Below are 15,515 nucleotides of genomic sequence, written 5' to 3'. Positions count from 1 at the left end.
GCCGCCAGAGCAGGAAAAGCGCCCTTTTCCTGCCTGATAATGGTCAGTTACTTTTTAGCTTCCGTCCATTTGCCGTCGATAAAGAAGGCTGACCAGCCGGTCGCTTTGCCCTCTTTTTCGGACGCCACATACTGCTGCTTCGTTTTACGGCTAAAGCGCACCAGCGTTTTATTGCCTTCCGGATCCTGCTGCGGCGCATCGGCGAGATAACGCAGTTTTTCCGGCAGACGATCGCGGAAGCGGTACAGCTCTTCCACCAGCGGCGCACGCGTTTCCCGTGATTTCGGGAAGGTGTTTGCCGCCAGGAAGACGCCCGCGGCCCCGTCACGCAGCACGAAATAGGCGTCAGACTTCTCGCACGGCAGCTCCGGGAGCGGCACCGGATCTTCCTTCGGCGGCGCCACTTCGCCATTGCGCAGGATCTTACGCGTATTCTTACACTCGTCGTTGGTACAAGCCATGTACTTCCCAAAACGCCCCATCTTCAGGTGCATCTCGGAGCCACACTTCTCGCACTCCACTACCGGACCGTCATAGCCCTTGATGCGGAACTCGCCCTCTTCAATCTCATAGCCATCGCAGGTCGGGTTGTTACCACAGACGTGCAGTTTACGCTTGGGATCGATAAGGTAGCTGTCCATCGCCGTACCGCACTTCTGGCAGCGGCGTTTGGCGCGCAGCGCGTTAGTTTCGGCGTCATCGCCTTCCAGCACGTTGAGGACTTCGTTTTCCGGCACCAGGTTAATGGTGGTTTTGCAGCGCTCTTTCGGCGACAGGGCATAGCCCGAACAGCCGAGGAAAACGCCGGTGCTGGCGGTACGGATGCCCATTTTACGGCCGCAGGTCGGACAGTCGATACTGGTGAGCACCATCGGGTTCGGCTGCATGCCGCCCTCTTCCGGATCTTTCTCCGCCGTCTCCAGCTGGGCGGTAAAATCGCCAAAGAAGTGGTTCAGCACTTCTTTCCACTCGGCCTGGTGCTTAGCCACCTGATCGAGACGATCTTCCATCTGCGCGGTGAAGTCGTAGTTCATTAAATCGCGGAAGTTCTCTTCCAGTCGGTCGGTGACGATCTCGCCCATTTTCTCCGCGTAGAAACGACGGTTTTCCACTCGCACGTAACCACGATCCTGAATGGTGGAGATAATCGAGGCATAGGTGGACGGACGACCGATACCGCGTTTTTCCAGCTCTTTAACCAGCGAGGCTTCGCTGAAGCGAGCCGGCGGTTTGGTAAAGTGCTGGGCAGGCGTCAGCTCTACCAGGCTCAGCTGGTCGCCCTGTTTGACCAGCGGCAGAGTCCGGTCCTCATCGCCCTTGCGCAGGGCCGGCATCACTTTGGTCCAGCCGTCAAAGCGTAAGGTACGACCGCGCGCTTTCAGTTTGAAATCGCCCGCCGCCACGGTCAGCGTCGTGGAGTCGTACTGCGCCGGCGTCATCTGACAGGCGACAAACTGGCGCCAGATCAGCTGATACAGCTTCTGCGCATCCGCTTCCATATCTTTCAGCGTTTCCGCCAGCACGTTCACATCAGACGGACGAATCGCTTCGTGCGCTTCTTGTGAGTTTTCTTTGCTGGCGTACTGATTCGCGCTTTCCGGCAGATATTTTTTACCAAACTTGTCGCTGATGTAGCCGCGAACCATGTTCAGCGCATCCTGACTCAGGTTGGTGGAGTCGGTACGCATATAGGTGATGTGCCCCGCCTCATAGAGGCGCTGAGCCATCATCATGGTCTTTTTCACGCCGAAGCCGAGACGGGTGCTGGCAGCCTGCTGCAGGGTGGAGGTGATGAACGGCGCGCCCGGCTTGCTGCTGGTCGGCTTGTCTTCCCGCTCCAGTACGCTGTAGCTGGCTTTTTCCAGTAGCGATACCGCCGCCATGGTCTCATCGCGGCTGACCGGACGGAACGGCTTATCGTCCTTATGGGTCACCTGCAGCGGCAGCGCGTCGCCGCCCGGCGTGGTGGTGCTGGCATCAACTTCCCAGTACTCTTCCGGGACGAATGCTTTGATTTCACGCTCACGCTCCACCACCAGGCGGACCGCGACGGACTGTACGCGCCCGGCAGAAAGACCACGGGCGATTTTTTTCCACAGCAGCGGCGAAACCATATAACCCACCACGCGGTCCATAAAGCGACGCGCCTGCTGGGCGTTAACCCGATCGATATTCAGTTCGCCCGGCTTTTCGAAAGCCTGACGAATGGCGTTTTTGGTGATCTCATTGAACACCACGCGGCTGTAACGCTGGTCATCGCCGCCGATAACTTCCCGCAGGTGCCAGGCAATGGCTTCCCCTTCGCGGTCAAGGTCGGTTGCGAGATAGATGTGGTCAGCTTTTTCCGCCAACTGTTTGAGTTCTGAAACTACCTTTTCTTTACCCGGAAGTACTTCATAGTGCGCATTCCAGTCATGCCATGGGTCCACGCCCATGCGGTTAACCAGAGCACCACGTTCGTCCTTTTTAGGCTTTTTAGCCCCTTTGGTGGCGGTAGAGTCGGTGCTCTTTTTGGAAGCTGATCCACTGGTCGGCAAATCGCGGATATGACCGACGCTGGATTTCACCACGTAGTCATTACCCAGATACTTATTGATCGTTTTGGCTTTTGCCGGGGACTCAACGATAACGAGAGCTTTACCCATATTCACCTTTACCTAATTTGATTCATCCAGGAATACATCGCACATTCATACACCCTCCACTGGCGACTGCCTCATATGTTGCGGCACCGTCGGTGAATATCAACCCAGAACACCTGTTTCATCTCCGTAAAACCAGGCGCTTGAGTTTACTGACCTTTTTTCGTCAGGTGACATAGCACGAAGAATTTTTGGCCGAATGTCAAGCAAATCTGTTGCCAGATCGCCGAAAGCGTCACACTGTACCTGATAAAATTCGTTACGCAACTTTATTAGCATGCAAAAGCGAATCACGCCAGTAAACGGCTGTTTCTCCACTGGTTACGATTACCCCTGTTTTGTCCATGGAAAATTTGCCCCGCGCCGCCGCGCGGCGTAAACTACGCGTGGAGAAAAAGAGGAGTCCGTTATGCAAGGTACAACCCAACCAATCGATCGCCAGACGCTGCTCGAAAAAGCCAACAAACTTATTCGCGAACATGAGGATACGTTAGCCGGTATCGAAGCTACCGACGTCGTTCAGCGCAACAATGTCCTGGTGTTTAGCGGTGAGTTTTATCTTGATGAGCAGGGTCTGCCGACACCGAAGAGTACAGCGGTATTTAATATGTTTAAGTACCTCGCCCATGAGCTGTCGGACAAATATCACCTGGTCGATTAAGACCGGCGGAGATTAAGACCGCCCTAAATGAGAATGCGAGGCAGAGCCTCGCGTTTTATCATCTATATCAGCGGCTTCTGTCCGCGCTGCCACCAGCGCAGCAGCAGTCGATCGGCGCTCTCCGCCGCGCTACCGGTGAAGCGGTCGAGCATTTTCTTACGCTGTTGATAACGCACTCCGATCACCTCGTGGCTCTCCATGAGTCCCAGCAGCAGCTCATCACTGGTTTCAACCGCATCCACCAGCCCTTTTTCCAGCGCCTGTACCCCGTACCAGTGCTCGCCAGTGGCCACCTGCTCAATATCAAGGCCCGGGCGCATCCGCTGGACGAAATCCTTGAACAAATGGTGCGTCTCATTAAGGTCTTCGCGAAACTTGCGCCGTCCTTCTTCAGTGTTTTCACCCAGCATCGTGAGCGTTCGTTTGTACTGTCCGGCGGTGTGCAGTTCGATATCAATATCTTTGTTCTTCAGGAAACGGTGCAGGTTTGGGATCTGCGCCACCACGCCAATAGAGCCGAGGATCGCAAACGGCGCCGAGACAATTTTGTTCGCCACGCAGGCCATCATATAGCCGCCGCTGGCCGCCACTTTGTCGACCGCCACCGTCAGCGGGATCTGTTTGTCGCGCAAGCGCTGTAGCTGCGATGCTGCAAGCCCGTAGCCGTGCACCACCCCGCCGGGGCTTTCCAGTCGAATCACCACCTGATCGCGCGCTTTCGCCGCCGCCAGCACCGCGGTGATCTCTTCCCGCAGGCTGGTGACTTCATGAGCATCCATACTGCCTTTGAAATCCAGCACCCAGGCGCGCGGCTTGCCTTCCGGCTCGGTATTACCCAGCTTCGCCCGCGCTTTCGCCGCCTTCGCCTCTTGTTTTTGCTTTTTCTTCTGCGACTTATGCCACTGCTTCTGCTGCGGGCCATCCAGCAGGGCCACCGCCAGCGATTCCTTCATCTCTTTATAATGCTCGCTAAGATTCGTTACCCGCAGCTCGCCGCGCTGTTTCTTGCGCTGGGCCAGGTTGACGATAATAGCGGCAATCACCGCGATAGCGACGACAACGGTCGCGATCTTGGCTAAAAATAAGCCATATTGAGCAAGTAATTCCACGTTTTCACCTTGTGTAAAGCACTGACGTTGCTTCACAGTGTACATCAGCCCCTGGCGAGAAGTCTTTGTGCTTTGTGTCCTCTGCGCAGCGGATTCCGTTTTTTTAGGCGAGGCTGAAATCGTTGCAAGATATTAATTTTGTGAATACTTTCCGCTTCGCCGATTGCAATGGCGGGCGCTTTCAGGCATAACAGCGCAAAAGTGAGATACCAAAGATGAAGCGCGATCGAGAGCCGATCGCCAAAGGAGTCGCCGTGCATTATCAACCGCAACGCCACTTGCTGAAAGATCGCATCATTCTGGTCACCGGGGCCAGCGATGGAATTGGTCGTGAAGCGGCCCTGACCTACGCCCGCTACAGCGCCAGCATTATCCTGCTGGGTCGCAACGACGACAAACTGCGCGCCGTCGCCGAGGAGATTGAGCGTGAGGGCGGTATTCCTCCCCGCTGGTTTACTCTCGACCTGCTCACCTGCACGCCGCAGGCGTGCCAGCAGCTGGCGCAGCAGATCAGCATCCACTATCCCCGCCTTGACGGCGTGCTGCACAATGCTGGCTTGCTCGGCGACATCTGCCCAATGGATGAACAGAAACCGGAGGTCTGGCAGCAGGTGATGCAGGTGAACGTCAATGGCACCTTTATGCTGACCCAGGCGCTTCTTCCTTTATTACTCCGTTCCGAATCCGGTTCGCTGGTCTTTACCTCATCCAGCGTCGGTCGTCAGGGTCGCGCCAACTGGGGCGCCTATGCCGTCTCCAAATTCGCCACCGAAGGGATGATGCAGGTGCTGGCCGACGAGTACCAAAGCCGCCACCTGCGGGTGAACTGTATCAACCCCGGCGGCACCCGCACCGGCATGCGCGCCAGCGCGTTCCCGACGGAAGATCCGCTGAAACTGAAAACACCCGCTGACATTATGCCCGTCTATCTGTGGCTGATGGGCGACGACAGTCGTCGCAAGACGGGAATGACCTTCGACGCCCAACCGGGGCGTAAACCAGGAATTGCCCAATGAGTGATGAACGCTACCGCGAACGCCAGCAGCGGCTGAAAGATAAAGTGGATGCCCGGGTGGCGGCGGCCCAGGACGAGCGCGGCATTGTGATGGTCTTTACCGGCAACGGCAAAGGAAAAACTACCGCCGCCTTTGGCACCGCGACCCGCGCCGTCGGCCACGGCAAAAAAGTCGGCGTGATCCAGTTTATCAAGGGGACCTGGCCTAACGGCGAGCGTAATCTGCTGGAGCCCCACGGCGTCGAATTTCAGGTGATGGCGACAGGCTTTACCTGGAACACTCAGGACCGCGACAGCGACACCGCCGCCTGTCTGGCGGTTTGGGAACATGCCCGCCGTATGCTTGCCGACGACCAGCTCGATCTGGTGCTGCTGGACGAGCTGACCTATATGGTGGCCTACGATTACCTGCCGCTGGAGGCGGTGCTGAGCGCTCTGCGTGAGCGTCCTGCCCACCAGTCGGTGATCATCACCGGCCGCGGCTGTCATCGCGATATTATTGAAATGGCGGATACCGTCAGCGAGCTGCGCCCGGTGAAACATGCCTTTGATGCCGGCATTAAAGCGCAGATGGGGATTGACTACTGAGGACCGGATACGGCGAAAGGAAGTCCGCGTTCCGGCGCAAAACCACCGGAACGCGCAACATTAACCGTTGGTCTTATTGCGGGTACTGGAACGGCGGTTGCTGTTATTACCCTGGCGCGGGTTAGCGCTGGTCTGGCTGTGACGCTTCACCGCCCGGCGGATCTGATTGGCTTTCAACCGGCGACGATCTTTTTCAACGGCGACCTTGGAGCTGGTTTCCGGAGTAAGTTCCACCAGTTCGCGCAGATAGTTGGTCTGCGCCAGGTCCAGCTCGGTATAGCCGCCGCGCGGCAGGCCTTTCGGCAGCAGAATATCGCCATAGCGTACGCGGATCAGGCGGCTGACCTGCACGCCGACCGCTTCCCACAGACGACGCACTTCGCGGTTACGCCCTTCGGTCAGGGTGACGTTGTACCACTGGTTAATCCCTTCGCCGCCGGTGAATTTGATGGTTTTAAACGCCGCCGGGCCATCTTCTAACTGTACGCCGCGCGACAGCTGGCGCAGCTTATCTTCATCTACCTGGCCGAAAACGCGAACGGCGTACTCACGCTCGACTTCACGGCTCGGGTGCATCAGGCGGTTTGCCAGTTCGCCGTCGGTGGTGAACAGCAACAGGCCACAGGTGTTGACGTCCAGACGACCAACGGCAATCCAGCGCGCGCCGCGCAGTTTAGGCAGACGATCGAACACCGTCGGGCGTCCTTCCGGATCGTTACGGGTGCACAGTTCGCCTTCCGGCTTGTAGTACGCCAGCACGCGGCAGATCTGCTCGGCGGACTCTTTCACCGAGATCAGATGGCCATCGATACGAATTTTTAAACCGGGGACAATTTCCACACGATCGCCGAGGGTGGCGATTTTGCCGTCGACGCTGACGCGGCCAGCTTCGATTTTCGCTTCAATTTCACGGCGGGAGCCGTGGCCGGCGCGGGCCAGCACTTTTTGCAGTTTCTCGCTCATTGAGCTTCCTTAAGGTGTCGCCTTCCCAGGCGTCTGGTATGCTTTATGAAACAATGAGGCCTGTATCAGCAACTCATTGTTACGTATATACTTTTTACGTAAAGTCTCGCCGACATACGCAAAACATTCGCCGCGAGCCCGTATTCGTGGCCGAACATACTACACTAACTTCGCCGGGAAAGCTTCTGTTCGCCACACCGCGCCTTTAGTATGGAACAGATTTTCCTCATTCTCCTGTCTACCCTCACCTGTGTTGGTCTTAGTCGGACAGAGAGCGCCTCCCTGCGCTACGCCTGCTCTTGCGCGACGGCAGAGCGCTGGGCGAGCAGCCAGTCACGAAAACAGCGGTTGGCGGGCGCCAGTAAAGCGGTCTCGTGGTAAACCAGATAGTAGGCCAGCGGGCAGGTGATGGGCTGTACCAACGGATTCACCAGCCGTCCCTGCGCCAGCGCGGACGCCACGAATGAGCGTCGCAGTAAGGCCATCCCCATACCGGCTAATGCCGCCTCCGTTACGCCGTTGCAATCAGTGAACACCGGGCCACGGCGCGCGCGGTGCGCTTCCAGCCCCACGGCCTCGCACCACAGCGCCCAGTCCTCACGATGTTCATCGTGCAGCAGCGGATACTCTAGCAGATCGCTGGTATCGGCGAGGGTCCGGTGCGGAGCAATCAGCTGCGGACTACAGACCGGCATCAGATCGTCATCCAGCAGACGATAAGCCTGCAGTTCCGGCCAGCTCCCGACGCCATGCCGCACGGCAAAATCGATCTCTTCGCTCAGCAAATCCACTCGCCGGTTGGTGGTGCCGATCAGGATCTCTATCTGTGGATAGCGCCGTTCAAAATCAGCCAGCCGCGGCAGCAGCCATTGAATAGCAAAGCCGCTGGTACAACTGACAGTCACTTTTTCCGGCCCCGGGGGCACCTGCAGACGCCGGGTGGCGGCAGCTATCTGATGAAACGCGGGCTGCACGGCCCGGAGGTAGATCTCCCCCACCTCCGTTAACTGTAACCGTCGGGGGGTACGGATAAATAGCGGGACATTCAGCGCCTCCTCCAGGCGGGCAATCTGCTGGCTGACAGCGCTGGGTGTGACGCAAAGTTCACTGGCGGCCAGCTTCAGGCTGAGCAGCCGCGCCGCCGCCTCAAAACAGCGCAACGCATTCAGCGGCGGGAGTTTCATGGCTATGGAACCTCAGTTAAGAAAAACTTAATCATGTAAGCATAACGCGTTTGTCGGCCATTGCACGAGAGCTCTACAGTTAGCTTCCTTACCGTTCACAAGGAGTCAATCATGCGTGTTATCGACTGTGGTCGCCTGCTGCTGCTTGCCGCCCTCTGGGGTGCCAGCTTTCTGTTTATGCGCATCACCACCCCGGCTTTCGGCGCGGTAAACAGCGCCTTTCTGCGCGTGCTGTTCGCCGCCGTCGCTTTAGGGTTGCTGGCCGGCGCGCGCGGAAAATGGGGCGGGTATGAGGGTAAATTCATCGCCACTCTGAAGCTGGGGGTCATCAATTCCGGCCTCCCTTTTCTGATGTACTGCCTTGCCGCGCAATGGCTACCGGCAGGGTACTCCGCCACGCTCAACGCCACGGCACCGATGATGGGGGTGCTGATTGGCGCACTCTGCTTTGCGGAACCGCTGACCCTGCGCAAAGGCGCTGGCGCGGCGCTGGGCGCTATTGGCGTGGCGGTGATCGCGCGCCCGACTACCGGCCTCGGCGCCGCCCAGCTGCTGCCGGGCGTCGGCGCCTGTCTGACCGCCACCGCCTGCTATGGCCTGGCCGGCTTTCTGACCCGCCGCTGGATCCAACAGCGCGGCGGCCTCGAAGCGGAGCGCGTCGCGTTGGGCAGCCAAATCGGCGCCACGCTGTTTTTATGCCCCTTCTTTCTCTGGTCCTGCGGGCATGGGCTGGCTGTGGACTGGGGTCAGGGCCTGCCGTGGATGGCAATGCTTATGCTGGGTGTCGTCTGCACGGCGGCAGGGTATATCCTCTATTTCCGCCTGATCGCTGATATTGGACCGCTGCGTTCACTGTCCGTGACCTTTTTGATCCCGCCTTTTGCGGTGCTGTGGGGCTATCTTTTTCTTGGAGAGATTGTGGAGAGTGGGTTAATTCTCGGCGCGCTGCTGGTCTGCGTGGCGCTGTGGATGATGGTCGTGCCGTCGGGGAGAAAAGAGAGGGTACCAGGCGGCGCATGAGGCACCGCCCGGCAGGTAGTGTCAGAGAAACGGCCTCACGTCGCCCACGCCTTCGCGCAGCACCACCGGGGTATCTTCCGTCAGGTCGATAACCGTGGTCGGCTGCTGCCCCAGGAAACCACCGTGGATAATGAGGTCCACGACTTTCTCCAGACGATCTTTGATCTCTTCCGGGTCGGATTCGGTAAAGTCGCTGCCGGGCAGCATCAGCGAGGTAGAGAGCATCGGTTCGCCTAAGGTCTCAAGCAACGCCTGAGCGATGGGGTTGGACGGGACGCGCATACCAATAGTTTTACGCTTCTCCTGCAGCAGCCGGCGCGGCACCTCTTTCGTTCCTTTGAGGATAAAGGTGTAGTTGCCCGGCGTATTGTTTTTCATCAGGCGAAACGCCACGTTGTCCACAAAGGCGTAGGTTGACAGTTCGGACAGGTCGCGGCACATCAGGGTGAAGTTGTGGCCGTCCGGCAGCTGACGGATGCGGCAGATCCGCTCCATCGCGCCCTTGTCTTCAATTTTGCAGCCCAGCGCGTAGCCGGAGTCGGTAGGATATACGATCACCCCGCCCTTACGCACAATCTCCACCGCCTGGTTAATCAACCGCGCCTGCGGGTTATCCGGATGGATATAAAAAAACTGGCTCATACTTCCCTCTCAATTTTTATTCGGTGGCCGCTTCCCAGCTGTGCCAGACGCCTTCCACGCCGGCAGGGAGCCAGAGCTTACGGCCAAGTTCGATCCACGCGCAGGGCTGATGGAAATCGGAACCCTGCGACGCCAGAAGACCAAACTGCACGGCCAGGGCGGCCAGCTGGGCGCGTTCATGCGGCGCCTGCTGACACTGGGCCACTTCCATGGCATCACCGCCCTGCTCGCTGAAGTGGGCCAACAGCCGCTTAAGCCACTTGGCGGAAAGATCGTAACGCCCGGGATGGGCTATCACCGCCTTACCGCCAGAATGATGAATGACATCAATTGCTTGTTTTATTGTACACCACTGCGGCGGCACGTAACCGGTTTTCCCGCGGGCAAGGTATTTTTTGAAGACCTCCGCCATGTTCTTCGCGTGGCCGGCCTCCACCAGAAAACGGGCAAAATGGCCGCGGGTGACGGCGCCACCGTCCGCCAGCCGCAGCGCCCCTTCCCAGGCGCCGGGGATGCGCGCCTTCTCCAGACGCTCGGCAATCATCTGGCCGCGCTGCTGGCGCCGCGCTTTCTGCTCCTCCAGCAGGGCGGTCATCGCAGGGTGCGCAATATCAATATTGAGACCCACAATATGAATCTCGTGATTCTCCCAGAGGGTGGAAATCTCGACGCCGTTCACCAGGGTCAAGGGTAATCCGGCGCGGGCGATCTCCTCCCGGGCCGCGGGGATCGCCGCCACGCTGTCATGGTCGGTGATCGCCAGCGTGCCTACGCGCATTTCATGGGCGCGATGGACCAGTTCCTGCGGAGTCAGCCGCCCGTCAGAGGCGGTGGTATGGCTGTGCAGATCGTAAATCACTGCGTATTGGCTGTCGCTCAAAAGGACTCCTGCTGGACATCAACGTAAATAAGCGCATTATCATACCGACAGGCAGAGAAAATCTGCAAACAAGGGTTGACTTTATTCCATTGAACTAGTTAACTAGTACGCAAGTTCACATGAAGGGGTATCACGATGAAAATGCACTTTATCACTCTGCACAGCTGGTGGCGCACCTCCTGATAACGGGCGGCGTGATCGCGTTTTGCATTCAGCATACAGATACCCGGCCCGCCAATGAGCGGGCTTTTTATTGGACAAAAATAATACGAACAGGCGAGAACAATAATGCAAACATCCAAACCGGCACTCGAGCTTCTCACCAGCGACGCCATCTACCGGGAGAACCCGACGGCGTTATTCCACCAACTGTGCGGCGCCCGTCCGGCCACGCTGCTGCTGGAATCGGCTGACATCGACAGCAAAGATGACTTAAAAAGCCTGCTGCTGGTGGACAGCGCGCTGCGCATCACCGCTCTCGGTGACACTGTCACCATTCAGGCCCTCTCCGCCAACGGCGCCGCGCTGCTGGAGCTGCTGGACGGCGCGCTGCCCTCCGGGATCGCCAATCAGCGCCAGCCCAACGGCCGGATCCTGACCTTCCCGGCGGTCAGTTCCCTGCTCGATGAAGACGCCCGCCTCTGCTCGCTGTCAGTGTTTGACGCCTTCCGTCTCCTGCAGGAGCTGGTGACCGTCCCTGCCAACGAGCGTGAAGCGATGTTCTTCGGCGGCCTGTTCGCCTATGACCTGGTGGCCGGCTTTGAAGATCTGCCGCCCCTGCAGAGCGACACCGCCTGCCCGGACTACTGCTTCTATCTGGCGGAGACCCTGCTGGTCATCGACCATCAGACCAAGCATACCCGCATCCAGGCGAGCCTGTTCACCCCGCTGGAGAGTGAAAAACAGCGCCTGGAGCAGCGCCTGAGCCAGCTGCGCCAGCAGCTGAACGAGCCACCGCTGCCGCTGCCGGTTACCACCGTGGCCGAAATGCGCTGCGACGTTGACCAGAGCGATGAAGAGTACGGCGCGGTGGTGCGCAAAATGCAGCGCGCGATCCGCGCCGGGGAAATCTTCCAGGTGGTCCCTTCCCGCCGCTTCTCGCTGTCCTGCCCGTCGCCGCTGGCCGCCTATGATGTGCTGAAGAAGAGCAACCCCAGCCCGTACATGTTCTTTATGCAGGACAATGATTTCACCCTGTTCGGCGCCTCGCCGGAAAGCTCGCTGAAGTATGATGCCGTCAGCCGTCAGATTGAGATCTACCCCATCGCCGGCACCCGGCCGCGCGGTCGCCGCGCCGACGGCTCGCTGGATCGCGATCTCGACAGCCGTATCGAACTGGAAATGCGTACCGATCACAAAGAGCTTTCCGAGCACCTGATGCTGGTGGACCTGGCGCGCAACGATCTGGCCCGCATCTGTACCCCGGGCAGCCGCTATGTCGCCGATTTAACCAAGGTTGACCGTTACTCCTTCGTTATGCATCTGGTCTCCCGGGTGGTGGGTGAACTGCGTCAGGATCTCGATGTGCTGCACGCCTACCGCGCCTGCATGAACATGGGCACTCTCAGCGGCGCGCCGAAGGTTCGCGCCATGCAGCTGATTGCCGCCGCCGAAGGTAAACGACGCGGCAGCTACGGCGGCGCGGTGGGCTATTTCACCGCCCACGGCGACCTCGACACCTGCATCGTCATCCGTTCCGCCTACGTGCAGGAGGGTATCGCTACCGTCCAGGCCGGAGCCGGCATTGTGCTCGACTCGGTTCCCCAGTCGGAAGCGGATGAGACCCGAAATAAAGCCCGCGCGGTGCTGCGCGCCATTGCCCAGGCCCATCACGCGAAGGAGATTTTCTGATGGCTGACATTCTGCTGCTCGATAATATCGATTCTTTCACCTATAACCTGGCAGACCAGCTGCGCGCCAACGGCCATAACGTGGTGATTTACCGTAACTCCGTTCCGGCGCAGGCGCTGATTGAGCGTCTGGGCACCATGGACAATCCGGTGCTGATGCTCTCCCCTGGCCCGGGTACGCCAAGCGAAGCCGGCTGCATGCCGGAATTGCTGACCCGCATGCGGGGCAAGCTGCCGATCATCGGCATCTGCCTCGGCCACCAGGCCATTGTCGAAGCCTACGGCGGCTATGTCGGCCAGGCGGGCGAGATCCTTCACGGCAAAGCCTCCAGCATTGAGCACGACGGCCAGGCGATGTTTGCCGGTCTGGCTAACCCGCTGCCGGTGGCGCGCTACCACTCGCTGGTCGGCAGCAATATTCCTGCCGGGCTGACGATTAACGCCAATTTCAACGGCATGGTGATGGCGGTGCGTCACGATGCGGATCGGGTGTGCGGCTTCCAGTTCCACCCGGAATCGATCCTCACCACCCAGGGCGCGCGACTGCTGGAGCAGACCCTGGCCTGGGCGCTGCAGAAGCTGGAGCATACCAACACCCTCCAGCCGATCCTTGAGAAGCTGTACCAGGCGGAAACCCTGAGCCAGCAGGAGAGCCACCAGCTGTTCTCCGCCGTCGTGCGCGGCGAAGTGAAGCCTGAACAGCTGGCCGCCGCGCTGGTCAGTATGAAAGTGCGCGGCGAGCAGCCGCAGGAAATTGCCGGCGCCGCCACCGCGCTGCTGGAAAACGCCGCGCCGTTCCCGCGCCCGGACTACCTGTTTGCCGACATCGTCGGCACCGGTGGCGACGGCAGCAACAGCATTAATATCTCCACCGCCAGCGCGTTTGTCGCCGCCGCCTGTGGATTGAAAGTGGCGAAGCACGGCAACCGCAGCGTTTCCAGTAAATCAGGCTCTTCTGACCTGCTGGCGGCCTTCGGCATTAATCTCGATATGAACGCCGATAAATCCCGCGCGGCGCTCGATGAGCTGGGCGTCTGCTTCCTGTTCGCGCCGAAGTACCACACCGGTTTCCGCCACGCGATGCCGGTCCGTCAGCAGCTGAAGACCCGTACCCTGTTTAACGTGCTGGGCCCGCTGATCAACCCGGCGCATCCGCCGCTGGCGCTGATTGGCGTCTACAGCCCGGAACTGGTGTTGCCGATTGCGGAAACCTTGCGCGTACTCGGTTATCAGCGCGCTGCCGTGGTGCACAGCGGCGGGATGGATGAAGTCTCGCTGCATGCGCCCACGGTGGTCGCCGAGCTGCATAACGGGGAAATTAAAAGCTATCAGCTGACCGCCGACGATTTCGGCCTGACGCCTTACCATCAGGCGCAGCTGGCGGGCGGCACGCCGGAAGAAAACCGTGACATTCTGACGCGCTTGCTACAAGGTAAAGGTGAAGCCGCTCACGAAGCCGCCGTCGCCGCCAACGTCGCCATGTTGATGCGTTTACACGGGCATGAAGATCTGAAAGCTAACGCTCAGCAGGTACTGGATGTGCTGCACAGCGGCGCGGCCTATGACAGAGTGACCGCCTTAGCGGCAAGAGGGTAAAGAATGCAGACCGTTTTAGCAAAAATCGTTGCCGACAAAGCGATTTGGGTGGAAGCCCGCAAACAACAACAACCGTTAGCCAGTTTTCAGAATGAGGTCGTCCCGACGCAGCGCAATTTCTATGACGCGCTGGCCGGCACCCGCACCGCGTTTATTCTCGAGTGCAAAAAGGCTTCGCCGTCGAAGGGGTTGATTCGCGAAGATTTCGATCCGGCGGCGATCGCCAGCATCTACAAACACTACGCCTCGGCGATCTCGGTGCTGTGTGATGAGAAATATTTCCAGGGCAGCTTCGATTTTCTGCCGATTGTCAGCAAGGTCGCGCCGCAGCCGATCCTGTGTAAGGACTTCACCATCGACCCTTACCAGATCTACCTGGCGCGCTACTATCAGGCCGACGCCTGCCTGCTGATGCTGTCGGTGCTCGACGATGAACAGTATCGTCAGCTCTCGGCGGTGGCTCACAGCCTGAATATGGGCGTGCTCACCGAAGTCAGCAATGATGAGGAGCTGGAGCGCGCCATCGCCCTGAAGGCGAAGGTGGTGGGCATCAACAACCGCGACCTGCGCGATATGTCGATTGACCTCAACCGCACCCGTCAGCTGGCGGCGCGTCTCGGCCCGGATGTCACGGTGATCAGCGAATCCGGCATCCATACCTATGCCGAAGTGCGTGAGCTGAGCCACTTCGCCAATGGCTTCCTGATCGGCTCCGCCCTGATGGAGCAGGCGGATCTGGAAGCGGCGGTCAAGCGCGTGCTGCTCGGCGAGAACAAAGTGTGCGGCCTGACGCGCCCGCAGGATGCGCAGGTGGCCTGGGAGTCTGGCGCCATCTACGGTGGGCTGATCTTCGTCCCGACCTCACCGCGGGCGGTAAATGACGCCCAGGCTAAAGCGGTGATCGCCTCCGCGCCGCTGCAGTACGTCGGCGTCTTCCGCAATGCGCCGCTGGATGAGGTGGTCGCCCGCGCCCAGGCCCTGGAGCTGGCCGCAGTACAGCTGCACGGTGATGAAGACCAGGCCTATATCGACGCGCTGCGCGACGCCCTCGCGGATAGCGTCCGCATCTGGAAAGCGCTGACCGTTGGCGAAACCTTGCCGTCCCGTACACTCCGCCATGTCGATAAGTATCTGCTCGACAACGGCCAGGGCGGCAGCGGCCAACGTTTTGACTGGAGCCTGCTGCAGGGCCAGGACCTGCGCAACGTCATGCTGGCTGGCGGCCTCGGCGCCGATAACTGTGTGGAAGCGGCCAAAAGCGGCTGTGCCGGACTCGATTTCAATTCAGGCGTAGAGTCGCAACCCGGGATTAAAGACGCCAGCAAGCTGGCCTCCGTATTCCAGACGCTGCGCGCATATTAAGGA

The 15,515-nt window shown here is 59.3% G+C and carries 13 protein-coding genes and 1 other annotated feature; of the genes, 7 read left to right on the top strand and 6 right to left on the bottom strand.

Going from position 1 to position 15,515, the window contains the following annotated elements:
- Positions 1 to 47 precede the first annotated feature (47 nt).
- Positions 48 to 2,645: a type I DNA topoisomerase gene (gene topA, locus ABLU50_RS03895; protein ID WP_348864568.1), complete on the bottom strand. Its 2,598-nt coding sequence runs from the start codon at positions 2,643 to 2,645 to the stop codon at positions 48 to 50.
- A gap of 406 nt (positions 2,646 to 3,051) precedes the next feature.
- Between topA and ABLU50_RS03890 the strand changes: the two genes are divergently transcribed.
- A complete protein-coding gene (locus ABLU50_RS03890; protein ID WP_002901761.1) occupies positions 3,052 to 3,303 on the top strand; it encodes a YciN family protein in 252 nt (83 codons plus the stop codon).
- A gap of 62 nt (positions 3,304 to 3,365) precedes the next feature.
- Here ABLU50_RS03890 and sohB read toward each other — a convergent pair whose 3' ends face one another.
- Positions 3,366 to 4,412: a protease SohB gene (sohB, locus tag ABLU50_RS03885; RefSeq protein ID WP_004203873.1), complete on the bottom strand. Its 1,047-nt coding sequence runs from the start codon at positions 4,410 to 4,412 to the stop codon at positions 3,366 to 3,368.
- A gap of 254 nt (positions 4,413 to 4,666) precedes the next feature.
- Here sohB and ABLU50_RS03880 point away from each other — a divergent pair, with 254 nt between their 5' ends.
- The gene (locus ABLU50_RS03880) at positions 4,667 to 5,428 is read left to right on the top strand and encodes a YciK family oxidoreductase (protein ID WP_087832806.1); all 762 of its coding nucleotides are present in this window, start codon (positions 4,667 to 4,669) and stop codon (positions 5,426 to 5,428) included.
- Entirely contained in the window at positions 5,425 to 6,015 is a 591-nt protein-coding gene (cobO, locus tag ABLU50_RS03875) for a cob(I)yrinic acid a,c-diamide adenosyltransferase (RefSeq protein ID WP_004203871.1), read from the top strand. The genes ABLU50_RS03880 and cobO overlap by 4 nt, the downstream gene beginning before the upstream one ends.
- Positions 6,016 to 6,075: 60 nt before the next feature.
- Here cobO and rluB read toward each other — a convergent pair whose 3' ends face one another.
- A complete protein-coding gene (gene rluB / locus ABLU50_RS03870; protein ID WP_004203870.1) occupies positions 6,076 to 6,978 on the bottom strand; it encodes a 23S rRNA pseudouridine(2605) synthase RluB in 903 nt (300 codons plus the stop codon).
- Positions 6,979 to 7,265: 287 nt separating this feature from the next.
- Positions 7,266 to 8,162 carry a transcriptional regulator GcvA gene (gene gcvA, locus ABLU50_RS03865; protein ID WP_048294555.1) on the bottom strand — a complete coding sequence of 299 codons (897 nt, stop codon included), beginning with the start codon at positions 8,160 to 8,162 and terminating at the stop codon, positions 7,266 to 7,268.
- Positions 8,163 to 8,273: 111 nt separating this feature from the next.
- On the opposite strand from gcvA, the gene ABLU50_RS03860 reads away from it, so the two are divergent.
- Positions 8,274 to 9,182: a DMT family transporter gene (locus ABLU50_RS03860; protein ID WP_004203867.1), complete on the top strand. Its 909-nt coding sequence runs from the start codon at positions 8,274 to 8,276 to the stop codon at positions 9,180 to 9,182.
- A 21-nt stretch (positions 9,183 to 9,203) separates the two neighbouring features.
- Here ABLU50_RS03860 and ABLU50_RS03855 read toward each other — a convergent pair whose 3' ends face one another.
- Positions 9,204 to 9,824 (bottom strand): L-threonylcarbamoyladenylate synthase, encoded by a 621-nt coding sequence (locus ABLU50_RS03855; RefSeq protein WP_002901738.1) that lies wholly within the window; start codon positions 9,822 to 9,824, stop codon positions 9,204 to 9,206.
- A 16-nt stretch (positions 9,825 to 9,840) separates the two neighbouring features.
- Positions 9,841 to 10,704 carry an RNase AM gene (gene rnm, locus ABLU50_RS03850; RefSeq protein ID WP_004203866.1) on the bottom strand — a complete coding sequence of 288 codons (864 nt, stop codon included), beginning with the start codon at positions 10,702 to 10,704 and terminating at the stop codon, positions 9,841 to 9,843.
- A gap of 159 nt (positions 10,705 to 10,863) precedes the next feature.
- Positions 10,864 to 10,959 (top strand) — a sequence feature (Trp leader region).
- Between the two features lie 33 nt (positions 10,960 to 10,992).
- On the opposite strand from rnm, the gene ABLU50_RS03845 reads away from it, so the two are divergent.
- Genes ABLU50_RS03845 through trpCF form a run of 3 tightly spaced genes read left to right on the top strand, consistent with a single transcriptional unit; the run spans position 10,993 to position 15,512 of the window.
- Positions 10,993 to 12,555, top strand: coding sequence for an anthranilate synthase component 1 (locus ABLU50_RS03845; protein ID WP_087832805.1), 1,563 nt, complete (start codon positions 10,993 to 10,995; stop codon positions 12,553 to 12,555).
- Positions 12,555 to 14,150 (top strand): bifunctional anthranilate synthase glutamate amidotransferase component TrpG/anthranilate phosphoribosyltransferase TrpD, encoded by a 1,596-nt coding sequence (trpD, locus tag ABLU50_RS03840; RefSeq protein ID WP_004148109.1) that lies wholly within the window; start codon positions 12,555 to 12,557, stop codon positions 14,148 to 14,150. Before ABLU50_RS03845 ends, trpD begins: the two co-directional genes overlap by 1 nt.
- 3 nt (positions 14,151 to 14,153) lie before the next feature.
- Positions 14,154 to 15,512: a bifunctional indole-3-glycerol-phosphate synthase TrpC/phosphoribosylanthranilate isomerase TrpF gene (gene trpCF / locus ABLU50_RS03835; protein WP_087832804.1), complete on the top strand. Its 1,359-nt coding sequence runs from the start codon at positions 14,154 to 14,156 to the stop codon at positions 15,510 to 15,512.
- Positions 15,513 to 15,515 lie beyond the last annotated feature (3 nt).

The organism is Klebsiella sp. GG_Kp173, from assembly GCF_040062415.1.
Classification (GTDB): Bacteria; Pseudomonadota; Gammaproteobacteria; order Enterobacterales; family Enterobacteriaceae; genus Klebsiella; species Klebsiella quasipneumoniae.
Note: the sequence above shows the minus strand (reverse complement) of the source record. Positions and strands in the feature narration are given on the sequence as shown.